This window comes from Novosphingobium ginsenosidimutans (assembly GCF_007954425.1).
Lineage (GTDB): Bacteria > Pseudomonadota > Alphaproteobacteria > Sphingomonadales > Sphingomonadaceae > Novosphingobium > Novosphingobium ginsenosidimutans.
The window spans coordinates 960,779-975,918 of record NZ_CP042345.1 but is presented as its reverse complement, the minus strand read 5'-3'; the positions used below and the strand labels follow the sequence as shown (position 1 = coordinate 975,918).

General features: G+C 65.0%; 22 protein-coding genes and 1 riboswitch. Of the genes, 8 read left to right on the top strand and 14 right to left on the bottom strand.

The annotated features are described in order from the left end of the window. Together FRF71_RS04935 and FRF71_RS04930 are read right to left on the bottom strand one after the other, a co-directional pair. The gene (locus FRF71_RS04935) at positions 1-432 is read right to left on the bottom strand and encodes a hydrogenase (protein ID WP_147089510.1); all 432 of its coding nucleotides are present in this window, start codon (positions 430-432) and stop codon (positions 1-3) included. After that, complete coding sequence (locus FRF71_RS04930) at positions 429-776, bottom strand: hypothetical protein (protein ID WP_147089509.1); 348 nt, start codon at positions 774-776, stop codon at positions 429-431. The genes FRF71_RS04935 and FRF71_RS04930 overlap by 4 nt, the downstream gene beginning before the upstream one ends. A gap of 109 nt (positions 777-885) precedes the next feature. Here FRF71_RS04930 and FRF71_RS04925 point away from each other — a divergent pair, with 109 nt between their 5' ends. The 3 genes from FRF71_RS04925 (at position 886) to FRF71_RS04920 (ending at position 1,879) form a co-directional block, all read left to right on the top strand. Next, the gene (locus FRF71_RS04925; protein ID WP_147089508.1) at positions 886-1,194 is read left to right on the top strand and encodes an alkylphosphonate utilization protein; all 309 of its coding nucleotides are present in this window, start codon (positions 886-888) and stop codon (positions 1,192-1,194) included. Between the two features lie 78 nt (positions 1,195-1,272). Beyond that, on the top strand, positions 1,273-1,404 hold the full coding sequence (locus tag FRF71_RS15690) for a hypothetical protein (RefSeq protein ID WP_272949960.1): 132 nt from the start codon (positions 1,273-1,275) through the stop codon (positions 1,402-1,404). A gap of 13 nt (positions 1,405-1,417) precedes the next feature. Further along, positions 1,418-1,879, top strand: coding sequence for a YaiI/YqxD family protein (locus tag FRF71_RS04920; RefSeq protein WP_147089507.1), 462 nt, complete (start codon positions 1,418-1,420; stop codon positions 1,877-1,879). On the opposite strand, the gene FRF71_RS04915 is transcribed toward FRF71_RS04920, so the two are convergent. Further along, the gene (locus tag FRF71_RS04915; protein ID WP_147089506.1) at positions 1,876-2,283 is read right to left on the bottom strand and encodes a GFA family protein; all 408 of its coding nucleotides are present in this window, start codon (positions 2,281-2,283) and stop codon (positions 1,876-1,878) included. The two genes, FRF71_RS04920 and FRF71_RS04915, sit on opposite strands and share 4 nt — an antisense overlap. Before the next feature lie 79 nt (positions 2,284-2,362). After that, positions 2,363-2,767: a BLUF domain-containing protein gene (locus tag FRF71_RS04910; RefSeq protein ID WP_147089505.1), complete on the bottom strand. Its 405-nt coding sequence runs from the start codon at positions 2,765-2,767 to the stop codon at positions 2,363-2,365. A 390-nt stretch (positions 2,768-3,157) separates the two neighbouring features. Between FRF71_RS04910 and FRF71_RS04905 the strand changes: the two genes are divergently transcribed. Beyond that, complete coding sequence (locus tag FRF71_RS04905; RefSeq protein ID WP_238339428.1) at positions 3,158-3,811, top strand: DUF2726 domain-containing protein; 654 nt, start codon at positions 3,158-3,160, stop codon at positions 3,809-3,811. Here the strand turns inward: FRF71_RS04905 and FRF71_RS04900 are convergent. The 7 genes from FRF71_RS04900 to FRF71_RS04870 form a co-directional block, all read right to left on the bottom strand. Beyond that, positions 3,805-4,170 (bottom strand): excalibur calcium-binding domain-containing protein, encoded by a 366-nt coding sequence (locus FRF71_RS04900; protein ID WP_147089504.1) that lies wholly within the window; start codon positions 4,168-4,170, stop codon positions 3,805-3,807. The two genes, FRF71_RS04905 and FRF71_RS04900, sit on opposite strands and share 7 nt — an antisense overlap. A gap of 71 nt (positions 4,171-4,241) precedes the next feature. Next, positions 4,242-4,715 (bottom strand): RidA family protein, encoded by a 474-nt coding sequence (locus FRF71_RS04895; RefSeq protein WP_161597879.1) that lies wholly within the window; start codon positions 4,713-4,715, stop codon positions 4,242-4,244. 94 nt (positions 4,716-4,809) lie between these two features. Next, complete coding sequence (locus FRF71_RS04890) at positions 4,810-5,283, bottom strand: RidA family protein (protein WP_147089502.1); 474 nt, start codon at positions 5,281-5,283, stop codon at positions 4,810-4,812. Between the two features lie 93 nt (positions 5,284-5,376). Then, positions 5,377-6,243, bottom strand: a complete 867-nt coding sequence (locus FRF71_RS04885; RefSeq protein WP_147089501.1) for a hypothetical protein — start codon at positions 6,241-6,243, stop codon at positions 5,377-5,379. Between the two features lie 73 nt (positions 6,244-6,316). Further along, positions 6,317-6,691 (bottom strand): hypothetical protein, encoded by a 375-nt coding sequence (locus FRF71_RS04880; protein ID WP_147089500.1) that lies wholly within the window; start codon positions 6,689-6,691, stop codon positions 6,317-6,319. Position 6,692: 1 nt separating this feature from the next. Then, entirely contained in the window at positions 6,693-8,585 is a 1,893-nt protein-coding gene (gene thiC, locus FRF71_RS04875; protein ID WP_147089499.1) for a phosphomethylpyrimidine synthase ThiC, read from the bottom strand. Positions 8,586-8,618: 33 nt separating this feature from the next. After that, positions 8,619-8,724: riboswitch (TPP riboswitch) on the bottom strand. 36 nt (positions 8,725-8,760) lie between these two features. Further along, positions 8,761-9,387 (bottom strand): TetR/AcrR family transcriptional regulator, encoded by a 627-nt coding sequence (locus FRF71_RS04870; protein WP_147089498.1) that lies wholly within the window; start codon positions 9,385-9,387, stop codon positions 8,761-8,763. Positions 9,388-9,547: 160 nt separating this feature from the next. Between FRF71_RS04870 and FRF71_RS04865 the strand changes: the two genes are divergently transcribed. After that, the gene (locus FRF71_RS04865; protein ID WP_147089497.1) at positions 9,548-10,063 is read left to right on the top strand and encodes an FG-GAP repeat protein; all 516 of its coding nucleotides are present in this window, start codon (positions 9,548-9,550) and stop codon (positions 10,061-10,063) included. A 115-nt stretch (positions 10,064-10,178) separates the two neighbouring features. Here FRF71_RS04865 and FRF71_RS04860 read toward each other — a convergent pair whose 3' ends face one another. Together FRF71_RS04860 and FRF71_RS04855 are read right to left on the bottom strand one after the other, a co-directional pair. Further along, positions 10,179-11,039, bottom strand: a complete 861-nt coding sequence (locus tag FRF71_RS04860) for a metal-dependent hydrolase (RefSeq protein ID WP_161597878.1) — start codon at positions 11,037-11,039, stop codon at positions 10,179-10,181. Next, positions 11,036-11,533 carry a styrene oxide isomerase gene (locus FRF71_RS04855; protein WP_147089495.1) on the bottom strand — a complete coding sequence of 166 codons (498 nt, stop codon included), beginning with the start codon at positions 11,531-11,533 and terminating at the stop codon, positions 11,036-11,038. Before FRF71_RS04855 ends, FRF71_RS04860 begins: the two co-directional genes overlap by 4 nt. A 74-nt stretch (positions 11,534-11,607) precedes the next feature. Here FRF71_RS04855 and FRF71_RS04850 point away from each other — a divergent pair, with 74 nt between their 5' ends. The 3 genes from FRF71_RS04850 to FRF71_RS04840 are packed head-to-tail and all read left to right on the top strand — an operon-like array spanning position 11,608 to position 14,621. After that, positions 11,608-12,255: an SOS response-associated peptidase family protein gene (locus tag FRF71_RS04850; protein WP_147089494.1), complete on the top strand. Its 648-nt coding sequence runs from the start codon at positions 11,608-11,610 to the stop codon at positions 12,253-12,255. A 33-nt stretch (positions 12,256-12,288) separates the two neighbouring features. Next, on the top strand, positions 12,289-12,876 hold the full coding sequence (locus FRF71_RS04845) for a DUF4142 domain-containing protein (protein WP_147089493.1): 588 nt from the start codon (positions 12,289-12,291) through the stop codon (positions 12,874-12,876). 44 nt (positions 12,877-12,920) lie between these two features. After that, positions 12,921-14,621 (top strand): N-acyl-D-amino-acid deacylase family protein, encoded by a 1,701-nt coding sequence (locus FRF71_RS04840; protein WP_147089492.1) that lies wholly within the window; start codon positions 12,921-12,923, stop codon positions 14,619-14,621. Here the strand turns inward: FRF71_RS04840 and FRF71_RS04835 are convergent. Further along, a complete protein-coding gene (locus tag FRF71_RS04835) occupies positions 14,618-15,019 on the bottom strand; it encodes a hypothetical protein (RefSeq protein WP_147089491.1) in 402 nt (133 codons plus the stop codon). The genes FRF71_RS04840 and FRF71_RS04835 overlap by 4 nt on opposite strands. Between the last annotated feature and the right edge of the window lie 121 nt (positions 15,020-15,140).

Below are 15,140 nucleotides of genomic sequence, written 5' to 3'. Positions count from 1 at the left end.
TCACTCGCCTCGCGCCAGCAAACCGCGCAAGACCAGCCCCAGCCCCACCAGGATCGCCAGCGACAGCGCCAGCAGCGCGGCCGCGATGACGCTTTCCTGCCAGGCAGTGCCAGTCATGCCCTTGGCGGCAATCGGCATGGTGGTGGCCCCGGCCCCCCAGATCGCGGCCAACAGCACCGCCGCCCAGTTGGTCACCGCGCCGAAGGCCAGCAGGCCGCTGGCCCAACCGTGGCCGCGCGAGCTTAGGGTGACGCGGTGCCAGATGGCCGAGAGCGCGATCAGCATCAGCGCGCTGGTCGTGCCGGCCAGGTGCGCGGAGAGCGCCATGCGCGGGTTGGGCACGGCGCCAGTGGCAAACCCGGTCAACATGGCGGCCAGCAGCAAGGCAACACCCACCACGGCCAGCCGCCGCGCGGCAAGGTCTCCAGTCATTGCATCTCTCCCCTGTTCCGCCCGGGCCCGAGCAGCAGCGCCAGGAAGGCGGCTGTAAACAGCAGATCGCCCGCCAGCACCGGGGCCGTGCCAGGTGCCGCCGTGCCCGCCGCGATCGAGGGAGAGAGCAGCACGACCAGCCCCAGCTTGCCGACTACCCCAGCCCACAGCGCCGGGGCCAGCCGCGCCGGATTGCTCGCGACCAGGGCGTAAAGCACCCCGAATCCCGCCACCAGGACGGCGCTGACCTTGTCGCCCGCAGCAATGTTCAGCAGCACTGGCAGACTGACCAGCCAGTTATAGGCCGCCGCCCCCCACAGCATCCATGACCACCCCTTCGCCATCGCGGTACCCTCCTGTCGGGGCCAAGACTTGGCCGGGCACCGATCATTGTCAACGCCCGTTGCGCTGCGCCCCCTGGCCTGTCATGGCGGGCACGGAAGGGGTAATCCGATGGCTGGCGACGACGAAGACTATGTCTATGACGAGGACAGCGGCGAATGGCTGCCCGCCTCAGAACTTGCGGCTAAGCGCGCTGCTGAAAACGCCGTCGAGGTGCGTGATGCCGTGGGCAACCTCCTGGCCGATGGCGATGCCGTCACGCTGATCAAGGACCTGACCGTCAAGGGGGCCGGGCAGACGCTCAAGCAGGGCACCGTCATCCCCTCGATCCGCCTGACCGGCGATGCGCAGGAGATCGACTGCCGCTATCCCGGCATCAAGGGGCTGGTCCTGCGCGCGGAGTTCGTGCGCAAGCGCTAGGTTCGATTTCGTGCCGCGATTGGCGCAAATGCGCCTAGGATCGCCGCCAGGGGCATCTGCCCCGCAAAGGAACGTGCCATGGCCAAGGGCCAGAATAAATCGAACCGCGAAGCCCGCAAGCCCAAGGCGGAGAAGCCGCCCAAGCCGAACGCCTCGCAGCCCAGTCTCAAGCCGGGCGTCCTGGCCGGGCTGGAGCACATGAAGCGCTGACCGCCGCCCGCCGATGACAGTCCAGCCGCTCCGCATCCTGGTCGATGCCGATGCCTGCCCGGTCAAGGAAGAGATCTACAAGGTCGCCTTCCGCCGCCAGGTCGCGGTCAAGGTGGTCAGCAACATGCGGCTGCGCGTGCCCGATCACCCGCTGATCGCACGCGTCACCGTGTCGGACGCCTTCGATGCCGCGGATGACTGGATCGCCGACAACGCCGATGCCCGCGCCGTCGTGATCACCAGCGACATCCTGCTGGCCGATCGCTGCCTGAAGGCCGGTGCGACAGTCATCTCCTCCACCGGCAAGCCCTTCACCCATGCCTCGATCGGCAGCGCGATTGCCACCCGCGCGATCATGGCCGACCTGCGCGCCGGGGGCGAGGCGATTGGCGGACCCGCCCCCTTCGCCAAGACCGACCGTTCACGCTTTCTCCAGGCGCTGGATGAAGCGCTGGCCCGGCTGGCGCGCGCCTAGCCTGGGTTGCCCGGCACCCCCGGCACGTCGGGGATCTCGATCCAGTGCTGCTTGCTTGCCGTCCAGAACTGGATCTGCGGATTGAAGCTGCTGGTATCGTCGAGCGAGCCCGCCTTGACGAAGATCCACCCGGCCTGGGCCGGCACGCGGGTGAAGACCGGCGATCCGCAGGTCGGGCAGAACTGGCGGTGGACCTCACCGCCGCTGGTGCCGTGATCGACATAGGTCTGGACCGAGCCAGTGATCTCCACCCCGTCCTCAGGCAGACCCAGGATCATCGACCAGCCGCTGCCGGCCTGGCGCTGGCAGTTCTTGCAGTGGCAGACCGCCTGCATGAACGGCTCGGCCGTGATCTTGTAGCGCACCGCGCCGCACAGGCAGCCACCGGTCTGTTCCTTGGTCATGCGTCTCTTCCCGCCGTTTGTTATGCCCGCAGCCTAGCGCTGCGCGGCCGCGCTGCCCACTGCCACATTTGCCGAACCTTCAGGCCAGCTCGCGCTTGATCGAGGCAAAGCTGGTGAAGACCACGCGCGTATCTGCGGCAAAGGTTGCGGGCAGCCGGGCGGCGAATTCGGTCGCCGCGCCCGCGCCGTTCAGCGGCGTCAGGAAGGTGCGCATCGACCAATAGGGCACCTCGCGCGCCGGGCGCACATCGCGCCGGATCACCACCAGATCACGGTGGCGCGGATCGGCCGCAATCCGGGCCAGCAGTGCCTCAACCGCCGCATCCTGGCCCTCGAGCAATTGCATGAAGTGCTCACCATTGAAGGCCAGCATCCCGGTAATCCCGCGCGCTGCATTGGCCGCCGCAGCTGCCTCGCCCAGTGCTGCCAGGTCTTCGGGGGTAAGGTCAGCCGTCGCCGTACTGACGTAGATCAGTGAAACCATCCAGTCCTCCCCTCCCCCCGGAGCATCCGGAACCAGCCGCGCAGGACTCGGTGCAGGACACTGGCAAGGCAGCAGATTATCGGCGGGAGCGCAAGGGCGGCAGCGTTACGCTGGGCTTGACACAGTTGACACTGCGTCCGCTTCTTCCAACAGCGCAAAAGCCGCAGAATTCCGCGGCAGAGCGCGCAAAACCAGGCTGAGCGTCACCGGGGGCGGAAAAAATTCCGGACGAGGCGCACCACACCGCGCAGATCGACAATTGCAAAGAGCCGAAGCAATCATAGCAGGCCGCGAGGGTGTAGGAAAACGGCGGGGCGGCCTGCGTTAACCTGCTGCTATTGTCGGATGATTTATACTGTCACTGGCGGATTAAGTTGGATTTGATGCGTGATGCCACCAGAAATAGTTGCCCTGATCGATAAGCCGCTGCTGCTCATGGCAGTACTCGCTGTCGGTGCATTCTTCGGAATGTTTGTCGAACGCTTTGTCGAACGCGGCGAGCGTGAGAAGCGCAAGGCCTATTGGCGCGGCCGCAAGAATGCCGACAATAAGGTGACGCCGTTCCGCAAGGAAAAGACGTCGATCCCGCTCAAGGGCACGCCCGAGCGCGCCGCGCTCGATGCGGCGGAGCAGCTGCGCTGCGTGATGGAGGCTGACTTTTCGGCCCGCGCGCTGCTCAACCGGCCCGAGGCGGCCGTGTTCAAGGCGCTCGATAGCGCCGTGATCGCGCGCAATCCGGGCTGGCAGGTGATGGCCCAGGTTTCGCTGGGGGAGTTCCTCGCCAGCGATGACAAGGACGCCTATTTTGCGGTCAATTCCAAACGGGTTGATTTCGCGCTGATGGATGACAAGTGCCAGGTCCGCCACGCGCTGGAATACCAGGGCACCGGCCACCACCAGACCGGCAACGCCGCCGCCGCGCGCGATGCGGTGAAGAAGGAAGCGCTGCGCAAGGCCGGGATTGGCTATCACGAAGTCGTCGCCGGCCACACCACCCCGGCCGAGCTGAAGCGGCTGGTGGAGAAGCTGGTCCCGGCTCAGTAACCGTTATAGGGCTCGCAGGCCACGCCATCGCCGTCGCCGTCCATGTCGTCGCGGTAGCCTGGCTCGCTGGCATTGATCGAGCTGACCCCGGCGCGGCGGGCGGCGGCGCAATTCTCCCAGTAATCGCCGGCTTGCGGTTCGCGGGTTTGACCGTCCGGGGCAGCAGCTGGCCTGAGCCCGGCCGAGAGGATCGCCCGCCCGTTTGCCGTAAACGCCAGACTGCCAATGCCGATCACCGATCCCAGCAGAGCTGCTTGCAGCAGCAGCGGCACCCGGGGCGTGGTATGCTCGGGCGGGTTGCGGCGATGGCGCGGTCCGGGCTTGATCGGCACCGCCTTGAACGGCTTGCGAAACGACATAGCCCGCAGGGTAACGGGCAAGTGGTGAAGGAAGCGTTTTGCTGGCGATCAAGCGCCGCCGCGCGCAGCCTTTACCGTTTGCCCTTCGCCTTCGCTGTCAGCCGCGCGACGACCTTGATTTCGACCACGGCGGTGGGTTCGTAGAGCCGGCGCACGCCGATTGCGGTCCAGGTTGGGAAGGGGGCCTTCACATAGCGGTTCTTGGCGGCGGAGAGCGGGGTGAGCGAGGCATCGATGTCGGTGTGGAAGGTGGTGATGTCGAGCACGTCATCCCAGCTCGACCCGGCCCGCGCCAGGATCGCGCCGATCCGCTCGAAGGTGCGGGCATAGTGCTCCACCGGGTCAGCACCGGCCGGCGGCGCCCCGGCGACCACGCCGGAGAGGTAGACCGTATCGCCATGCACCACCGCGTCGGAAAAGCCGAACTGCTCCTGAAATGCGCGTGCCTCGGGGTTCTCGGGCATCACGGTCTGCTTGGGCGCGGCGAGGGCGGGCACGGCGACCAGCGCAGCAAGCGCGGTTGCAAGCGGGATCAGGCGGGGCATGGCGGCTCCTGCGTTAGGGGGCGACCCACGCCATTCTGGCACAAGGTTGGCGGGCGGAACAGGCCCTGTCGGTCTGGCGCGCATCAGCGCCGCGTCAGCGCTTTTGGGGCTTGTGCGCCCAGCACTCCATCTCCACCCGCGCGCCCAGCGCCAGGCCGTTGACCCCCATGGCCGAGCGCGCGGGGTAGCGGCCGGGCTTGAAGTGGCGCGCGTAGATCGTGTTGAAGGCCGGCCAGTCCGCCATGTCGGCCAGGAAGACGGAACACTTGAACACGTCGTCAAAGCTCAGGCCGTGCTGGGTCAGGGTCTGGCTGATCCGCTTGAACATCTGCTCGCTCTCCGGCCCGATCCCGCCGGGCACCACCTTGCCGCCCCCATCCTCGGCGCCCAGCTGGCCCGAAAGGTACAGCACATCCCCCACCTGCACCGCGCTGGAGAACGGATAGGGCAGCTCCGACGGGGTAAAAACCGGGCCGGGCGCGGTCGCAGGCTTGCTGGCGGCAACGGGGGAAGCGGCCACCAGCGCGGCGAGGGCCAGCACGGCGGCGGCAGGGATCAGGCGAGGCATGGCGGCTCCGGGGCAGAAGAGGACTGGGCCGGAGGTTCGCATGAATGTGGGGGGATGGGTAGGGGCGACTAAGGTGGGATGGACGCGTCGAAACTATCCCGCTTGTTCTTCCGTGAGTGCCGAAAGGCTCTGGAACAGAGTATTCAGTTGCGTGACCAACGGTTCGCTGCGGACATACTCAGCGAATGAGGACAGCGCCCCATGCAGTGACAGGATGCTAACAATTAGATTTGTTTGAGCATGTTGGTGGAGGGTGTTGATAAATTCTCCATCCTTCAGTTGGCTATGGCCCTTGTCTTGAATGCCGTAAAAATGCAGTGCACTGTATAGACTGCCGTGAAGATACTCCGATGAGATCTCGTACGAAAGAGCAGCCGCTCCACCATAATATAATGATATTTTTTTGAATTTTCCGCTAATTGATTCGATCTTTTTATAAATACTGTCCGCACTCCAACCTTTCTTGTGCCCCTTCTTGGTCGTGAATTTTTCACTCAGCTCAAGAAGTCGCGATTCCAGCGCGTCATTATGGGGATCGTCGGTGCCTAGCTGAATTCGCCAACTCCCGATTGATCGATCAATCTTCCTGTTCTTCAAAAGAAGGAACTCGGCATGTTCCCTGAGTTTTGAAATCGTTCCATCCTCGCTAATAAGCGCGTATGAAAAGTTGACCGAAAGCTCTAGTATTGATCTTGAGATTCCATAAGAGTCCCTTATTACAACTCCTATATCTTTACACAAAATCCCAATTGTAACACTCGAGACTCCAGCCATATGCAAAAGCATGCGACATGATTCAGACTTATCCAACGCGTTTTTATCGGTGAATATTTTACTCATTTCCTTAAACTGAAAAGAAATGAGGTGAGAGAGTTTTGTGTATTCGGTGAGTACAGCGACAAGCGCCTTCGTCTGTTGATGCGGAGCCATTGTGCCAATCCGATTCGAATAGGCAACCACCCTACACGCTCCCGTTCAAAGCGCCGAGCTAACGGCGCAGATTACGAGGAAGATCGACTAAGACGTAGACGCCTCAGTCGTGCGCGCGCCCGCTAGCCAAGAGCGCCTGCAGTTGTTCCTCTGCAGCTGGGTTGCGCTCGATCGCATAGCTGGTCTCGACGCCGGTAGGGTCAAAGTATCCGGTCCAGATGAAATTGAAGCCCATGGCCCGGTAGGGTTCAAGGATGGCCGCAATCTCCGGATCGGTTTCGATATGGTGCTTGAACTCGGGCTCGAAGGTTCGCTCGAAATCCCTCGAATCCGCGACCGCCGCCTTAATGCCGATCAGTTCGACAAATCGGCGGTTGGGCTGGATGGCTGCAGTCAGATCACGTAGAATGTGCTCTGGCTGAAGCCGCCCGCGCAGGTACGCGGCGCGATGTTCGGGATCGATGCACCACGCACCCATTTCAATCGTGCTCCCGATCCCCAGCCCCCATATATAGCTCCCGCCCGGTCGCGTCGTAGACCTTGCTCATTGCCGCCATGCCGGCCTCGGCCTCTTCGGCGGCGACGAAGGTGGTGCTGTCCTGGTTCTGGAGCTTTGCGAATTCGCGCACTTCCTGGCTGATCTTCATCGAGCAGAACTTGGGCCCGCACATCGAGCAGAAGTGGGCTGACTTGGCGCCTTCGGCCGGCAGGGTCTGGTCGTGGTATTGCTCGGCCGTGTCGGGATCGAGCGACAGGTTGAACTGGTCGCGCCAGCGGAATTCGAAGCGGGCCTTGCTGAGCGCATTGTCGCGCACCTGCGCGGCCGGGTGGCCCTTGGCCAGGTCGGCCGCGTGGGCGGCGAGCTTGTAAGTGACGACGCCGGTCTTCACGTCATCGCGGTCAGGCAGGCCCAGGTGTTCCTTGGGCGTGACGTAGCAAAGCATCGCCGTGCCGTACCACCCGATCATCGCCGCGCCGATGCCGCTGGTGATGTGGTCATAGCCCGGGGCAATATCGGTGACGAGCGGCCCGAGGGTGTAGAACGGCGCTTCGCCGCAGACCTCAAGCTGCTTGTCCATGTTCTCCTTGATCTTGTGCATCGGCACGTGGCCGGGGCCCTCGATCATCACCTGGACGTCTTCCTTCCAGGCGCGGTGGGTCAGCTCGCCCAGGGTATAGAGCTCGGCAAACTGGGCCTCGTCGTTGGCATCGGCGATCGATCCGGGGCGCAGGCCATCGCCCAGGCTATAGGCGATGTCATAGGCCTTCATGATCTCGGTAATCTCGTCAAACCGTTCATAGAGGAACGATTCCTTGTGATGCGCCAGGCACCACTTGGCCATGATCGAGCCGCCGCGGCTGACGATGCCGGTGACGCGCTTGGCCGCCAGCGGCACATAGGGCAGGCGGACCCCGGCGTGGATCGTGAAATAGTCCACGCCCTGTTCGGCCTGTTCGATCAGAGTATCGCGGAACACTTCCCAGGTCAGGTCTTCGGCAATGCCGCCGACCTTTTCCAGCGCCTGGTAGATCGGCACGGTGCCGATCGGCACGGGGCTGTTGCGGATGATCCATTCGCGGGTGTCGTGGATGTTGCGGCCCGTCGAAAGGTCCATCACGGTGTCCGCGCCCCAGCGGATCGACCAGACCATCTTGTCGACTTCGCTGGCGACGTCGGAGGCGACGGCCGAGTTGCCGATATTGGCGTTGATCTTGACCAGGAAGTTGCGACCGATTGCCATCGGCTCAGATTCCGGGTGGTTGATGTTGCTGGGGATGATCGCGCGGCCGCGGGCCACTTCATCGCGGACGAATTCGGGGGTCACATAGTCCGGAATGGCGGCGCCATAGCTCTGCCCGTCACGGGCATATTCGCGCAGCATCTCGCGCCCCAGGTTTTCGCGGGTGGCGACATATTCCATCTCGGGCGTGATGATGCCGCGGCGGGCATAGTGCATCTGGCTGACGTTCATGCCTGGCTTCGCGCGCAGCACCTGGCGGCGGACATTGGGGAACGGGGGGACGCCGCCCGACCGGTCCGGGCCAAGCTGGCCATTGTCCTCGGGCTTGACCTCGCGCTGGGTCACTTCCTCCACATCGCCGCGGCCGCGGATCCAGTCGCGGCGCAGCTCGGTCAGGCCCTTGGCGATGTCGATCGTGGCTTCGGGATCGGTATAGGGGCCGGAAGTGTCATAGACCCGCACCGGCGGCTCACCGCTGCCCGGCTCCAGGTGAATCTCGCGCATCTTGACGCCCAGCGGGCCGACGTGGACCTTTTTCGAGCCACGGATCGGCCCGGTGGTGACGCCGATTTCGAGGCCTTGGGCTTGCGGCTTAGCAGCCCCTTCTACAACGCTGTTGATGTCGGCCATGTGCGCTCCTTCGAAGGCGGAACGGGAGCGATGGCGCGAAGTCCAACCACTCCCTCCGCCCGTGCTAACGGGTTCAGGTTCAACGGGTCGGGCGATGCTAACCGCCCCTCTCAGCCAAGCGGCTCCCCGGGGATGGCGCATAGATAGGCGCTTGGTGCGCGAAGGTCCAGCCGCGTTACGAGCCGGGTGATGCCGTATCTGCTTCGCGCAGCGCCCGCAGGCCGGCGCTGACGAATTGCGCTGCGATCGGGGCGTAGTCTTCCAGTTTGCCCGGCATCCCGCGCCGCACCCAGACCTGGGTCAGCTGTTCGGGCGGGCCGAGCATGTAGGACTGGAACAGCCCCGGCGGCAGCATCGGCAGCGCGCCGGATTGGAAGTGCGGCAGCGCCCACTGCATCACCGGTGCTTCCACTTCACGTACCAGTCCAGCCCAGATGGCCTCGTTCCGGAACAGCCATTCGGAATTGGAAAAGGCCGCGATCAGCCGCATGTAGCGCTGCGGGTCGCGGGCGTGGAACAGCACCGCCGCCGCCGCCCCGGCACCGAAGGCATCGCAGGGATCGCCCGCGTGCGCGATGATCGCCGCGCCCACGCTGCCGAGATAGGCCCGCCGCTCCGCCACGAACAGCGCCTCCAGAATGCCGTCCTTCGAGCCGAAATGATGGAAGATCGAGCCGTTGGAAACGCCGGAGCGCTCCTGCACGTCTTTCATCGTCACTTCGGAAATGCCCTGCTCCATCAGCAAGGCGCAGGCCGCTTCAAGGACCCGGTTCTTAGTCTCTTCGCTGCGTGTTTGAACCATGACGCTTCCTTGGCAGGCCCCATGCCCAATGTCACTCTAGACTTTATATCTAGATTTACACTCTAGACTATCACTCCAATAAAGGCTAGAGGCGAGTCGTCGTCGGAGCAAAAACGACTCCGGCGGGAGAACAACGTGAGAGAGCTGAGAGGACCAGACCATGAGCAAGATCCACTATATCCGACCCGCGCTGCAAGCCGCGTCAATTGCCACCCTCGCCGCGCTGACCCTGGCGGCAACTGCGGCGCAAGCCGGTGACCGCGCCAAGGCTCCCAACCAGACCGCTTCGGGCATCTGGGTGGCGAGCGGAGATGTGAACGGTGACGGGCGCCCGGACGCGGCCACGCGCGGCAAGCTCAAGCAGAACGGCACGACTGTCGCCACGGCCGGCGAGGTCCAGGCCCCGCAGCATGAAGCACAGGCCGCACTGCTGCTCCCCGCTGTCCAGAAGGTACGCGAACCGGCCAGATCGCAGCGCGCCAAGCTGAAGCAGAACGGCACCACCGTTGCGACTGCTGGCGAGGTGCAGGCCCCCGGTGCCAAGCCCCGCGCCGGTCTGCTGCTACCGGCAGTCCAGAAGGCCCGGATGCAGCCGCAGGCGCAGCGAAGCCAGCTTAAGCAGAATGGCACAACCGTTGCCACCGCCGGCACCGTCACCACGCGCCCGCGCAACTGACTGGTGCCCTAGCGCCAATCCCTGGGGGTTGCACGGCGCGTGCAACCCCTTTTGGTTCGCGGCGAGTGTATTCTCGAAAGGGCCGCTGGCCGGCTGATATGGTCCCGCCTGGCGATCAGGCGAACCGCGCCGGTATTTCCGGATCAGCCGTGTCGAGCAGCGGGATGCGCCCTTCGGGCAGGTCGGCATAGGCCCCGGCCCATTGCGCCACCCAGGCCGGATCGCGCGCCTTCGACGGATGATAGCCCGGCAGCAGCGAGCGCAGCATGGCGGGCGAGGCGTGGCGCAGGAAGCGCGCGACCATGGTCCACAGCCGCAGCCGGCTGCGCGGATTCCGCCACAGGCCGTCGCGCCGCAGCATTCGGACATAGCCCTTGCGGCTGGCCAGCGCGACGTGGACGGTGCCGCAGATCAGCCCCCAGGTCCGGCCCAGCCAATCGCCATAGAGGTGGTTGTAGAGATCCCAGGCGACATTCTTGTGCTCGGTCTCCTCGACCATGTGCCACAGCACCAGCGAGGCGATGGCGCTGTCCGATCCCGCGAACAGCGGCTTGCGCCGGCGGATCAGCCATTCAGTTATGCCCATGGTCATCGTCTCGAACCCGGCGGTATAGGCCAGCCGCCACTTCAGGCTGCGCTTCTGGAAGCGGCGGTAGTCCGCGTCCATCTCCGCCTCGGTCTGGGCGAGTTCGGGATAGGTCTGCTTCAGGATCTCGTTGTAGCGGCGGTGGCTTTGATAGTGGACGCCTTCCTGGCCGATGAAGGCCTGGACATCGGCCTTGAGTGCCGGGTCCTGCACCTGTTTCAGCGCCTCGGTCACGGTCTTGATCAGGAACGGTTCGAGATAGGGCATGGCGAGCGAGGCGCCGTTGACCATGTGGCTCCATTCCGGCTGGCCGGGGTGCCAGACCGGGTCGATCCCCTCGTCAAAGGCAAAGGGAATGCGGCGCACGAGGATGGCCGGGCGGGCGCTCACTTGCCGGCTCCCTGACGGTGATGCTGCCAGGCGCCCCACAGCAGCAGGACGATTGAGACATGCACCCCGATCATCGCCGGCCAGCCAAACAGGAAGATCACGTTGTTAATCGTGACATCGCCGGGGAAGGGCCCGCCGCCAAACTCCAGCCCGCGCGTGCCGAACAGGGCATTGGCGATGGCCGGCAGGGTGAACAGCCAGCCAAAGGCCAGCGCGGCCCAGAACAGCACCGCCTGGGCGCGCTCACCCAGCCGGATGTAGTTGCCGGCCGCGCCGATCGCGATCAGCATGGTGCCGTTGGTGATCCCTTCCAGGTGCGCCATGTTCCAGGCGCGGCGATCACCGCCGATGCTGACCGGTACGTCGGTTACAAAGGGCCAGAGATCGATCGCCCCCAACAGGAAAAAGAAGTAGAACCAGCCCGACAGGATCGCCATTGCGATCAGTCCGATGCCGTTGAATACCAGCAGCCCCCGCCGCCTTTCGCTGAGCATGGCAGTCCCCCCACCCGGCCGCTGTTGCCGCGGCACACGGGGCACTATGTCAGCACCGCACGAAAAGTCCAGCAATGACCGTGCTTTATCGCCTTGATGCCACTGCGAGAGAGATTGCTGCCCGGTTCGGGGCCCGCGCGGCGGCCGAAGACCCGTGGGCGGGCGGTTCCGTCTCCCCCGGCAGCTTCGCTCCGGTGGTGACGGCAGGGCGGGAGTTCATCGCCGGCCCGCGCCCATCGGGGGTGGCCGAGCGGCGGCTGGTGCCGCGCCTGTGGGGCGTACCGCCGCCACCCTCGGCCGGCGACCCGGGCCGCTCCGTCCTGACCGTGCGCAATCCGGATTCGCCGTTCTGGATCGGCAACCTGCGCAACAGCGAGTTCCGCTGCCTGGTGCCGGCCACCGCCGTCATGCTGTGGGGCGGGACCGATCCCACCACCGGCAAGCGCCGCCAGGTCTGGCTATCCTGCGCCGACCAACCGCTCTGCGCGATGGCCGGGGTGTGGAAGGACAGCGAGGTCGCCTCCTTCGCGCTGCTGACCTGTCCGGCCAACGCCGTACTGCGCGAAGCGGGGGTGGAGCGGATGCCGGTGATCCTGCCGCCTGATCCGGCAGCAACGCATAGCTGGCTGGTTGGTGGCTGGGACCGCGCCGCAACGCTGATCGCGCCCTATTCGTCGCATATGAGCAAGCCTTCCGGGGCGGGGGGCGGTGGCGGCGGTTAATCGCCGGTCAATTTACCGAAAGGCCGCCAACCCATGCGCACCATCATCCTGCTTTCCGCTGCGAGCCTGGCGCTTTCCGCCTGCGGCTCGAACTCCGATGAACCCGCCGGCACGGCTACGTCTGACGCCGCCGTAACTGGCGACATGGCTGCCGGGGCCGGCGCCGCGACCGGCACCAATCAGGAATCGGCGATGGCCGGGAGCAACCAGCAGTTCGTCGATACGGTTGCCGCCAGCGATGCCTTTGAAATACAGAGTTCGCAGCTTGCCCAGACCAAGGCCACCAGCAAGGCGGTGAAGGACTTCGCGGCGATGATGATCGATCATCACACCCAGTCGACCGCAGACCTCAAGAGGGCTGCGCTGGGCGCGTCGCCCTCGGTTCTGGCCAGCGGACAACTGACTGCCGCGCAACGCGTCGATCTTGATGCCTTGCGCAATGCCGGGGCCGATTTCGACAAGGTCTATGTCCAGCAGCAGGTCGCCGCGCACGAAGCGGCCAAGGCGCTGCTGAGCGATTACTCCGCCACCGGGGCACCGGGCCCGTTGCGCGACTTTGCCAGCAAGACCGTGACCGTGGTCTCGGGCCACCTCGACCAGGCGCAAAAGCTGCCGCAATAACGCCAGCTTGCCAGCACGTCATGGAGCGGGAATAGTCCTGTTCCATGACGCTCACCGCCACCCGCCGCGCTTTCACCGCCGGCCTCGCCGCCCTAGCCGTCTCGCCCGCGATTGCCGAGGCGCGAAAGTCAGGCCGTTACGACACGATCGTGCGCGGCGGGACGGTGTTCGATGGCCTGGGCGGCGCAGGGCGCGAGGCGGATCTGGGCATCATTGGCGACAAGATCGCAGCCATCGGCAACCTCTCCGCCGCGCGCGGCGCGCTGGAGATTGACGCCAAGGGGCAGGCCGTCGCCCCCGGCTTCATCAACATGCTGTCCTGGGCCACCGACAGTCTGATCGAGGACGGCCGCTCGCAGAGCGACATTCGCCAGGGCGTGACACTGGAAGTGCTGGGCGAAGGCTGGTCAATGGGGCCGCTGACCGCCGAAATGAAGGCGCGCGAGCGGCGCGAGCAGGGCGATATCAAGTACGACATCGGCTGGACCACGCTCGGCCAGTATCTGAATTTCATGGAGGCGAAGGGGGTCTCGTGCAACGTTGCCTCCTTCGTCGGGGCGACGACGCTCAGGATGCACGAAGTCGGCTATGACGATGTTCGCGCCACGCCCGAACAGCTGCGCCGGATGCAGGACCTGGTGCGGATGGAAATGCGCGCCGGGGCGCTGGGGATCGGCTCTTCGCTGATCTATGCCCCGGGCAACTTCGCCAACACCGACGAGCTGGTCGCGCTGACCGCGGCAGCAGCAGAGAGCGGCGGCAGCTATATCAGCCATATGCGCAGCGAGGCGGAGCGCTACCTCGAATCGATCGACGAACTGCTGGAGATCGGGCGGCGGGCCAGGGCGCGGGTGCAGATCTATCACATCAAGCCGGCGGGGAAGGAGAACTGGCACAAGGCCGACCTCGCCCTGGCCAAGCTCGACGCCGCGCGGCAGGCCGGGATCGACGTTTCGGCCAACCTTTATACCTATACCGCCGGCTCGACCGGGCTTTATGCCACGATGCCGCTGTGGGTGCAGCAGGGCGGGCACGATGCCTGGGTGGCGCGGCTCAAGGACCCGGTGATCCGGGCACGGGTGCTGGCCGAGATGCGCGGCGTGCCGCAGGGGTGGGAGAACCTGCTCCACAACACTGGCTCACCCGAGGGGGTGCTGCTGATCGGTTTCAAGAACCCGGCGCTCAAGCCGTTGACCGGCAAGACCCTGGCCCAGGTGGCAGCCATGCGCGGGACCAGCCCGGAAGACACGATCATCGACCTGGTGATCGAGGATGACAGCCGCGTCGACGCTGCCTTCTTCCTGATGAGCGAGGAGAACATCAAGAAGAACATCCGCTGGCCCTGGACCATGCTCGGCTCGGATGCCGGATCGATGGCACCCGAAGGCAAGTTCCTGCTCAAGAACACCCACCCGCGCGCCTATGGCAATGTCGCGCGGTTCCTGGGCAAGTATATCCGCGATGAGCAGGTGATTGGCCTGGCCGAAGGGATCCGCCGCCTGACCTCGCTCCCCGCCCAGCAGGCCGGCATCCGCGGGCGTGGGCGGCTGGCGGCGGGCTATGCCGCAGACGTGGTGGTGTTCGATCCCGCCAAGATCGCCGACACGGCGACGTACGACAAGCCGCACTCCTACGCAGTCGGCGTCTCCGACGTACTGGTCAATGGCACAGCCGTACTGCGCAGCGGCGAACACACCGATGCTCGCCCCGGCCGGTTCGTGAAAGGGCCCGGCTGGAAAGCCTAGTGGAAGCGCGCCGCTGACAGCACTGCCAGCACCAGCCCGAACAGGCTGGTAGTCATGGCCCAGCCGCGGTGCATGTGGGTCAGGTTCTTGAGCCAGAACTGGCTGTAGAGGTCGACAAAGCTCAGGATCACCAGGGCCTCGATCATCATCAGCCCGCCGATCCCTTTCATCACGCAGGCCAGCAGATCGGCCGGGACCCACGGGTTGATGAGATAGACCACCGTGCCGACCACCAGTTCCAGCATTCCGCACAGGAACTGCAGCGCGGGCGATTTTTCGACCTCTTCCAGCATGGTGCGCCAGGCGCCCGGTTTGCGCAGCGCGCCGATGCCGGCGAACAGCGCAGTCATGCCAAGGACCAGCCCGGACCAGGCGGTGGGATCGAAGGTTTCGTTCATGCGGGCCGCTCTCCATTGCCGTCCCTGTGCCGGGACTTCCCCAAGGCTGATCTAGCCGCGCCTGCGGACAAGCGCTTTGCGCCAGATCAATCAAATGGCCGCTGGACTTTAATCGCGCGCT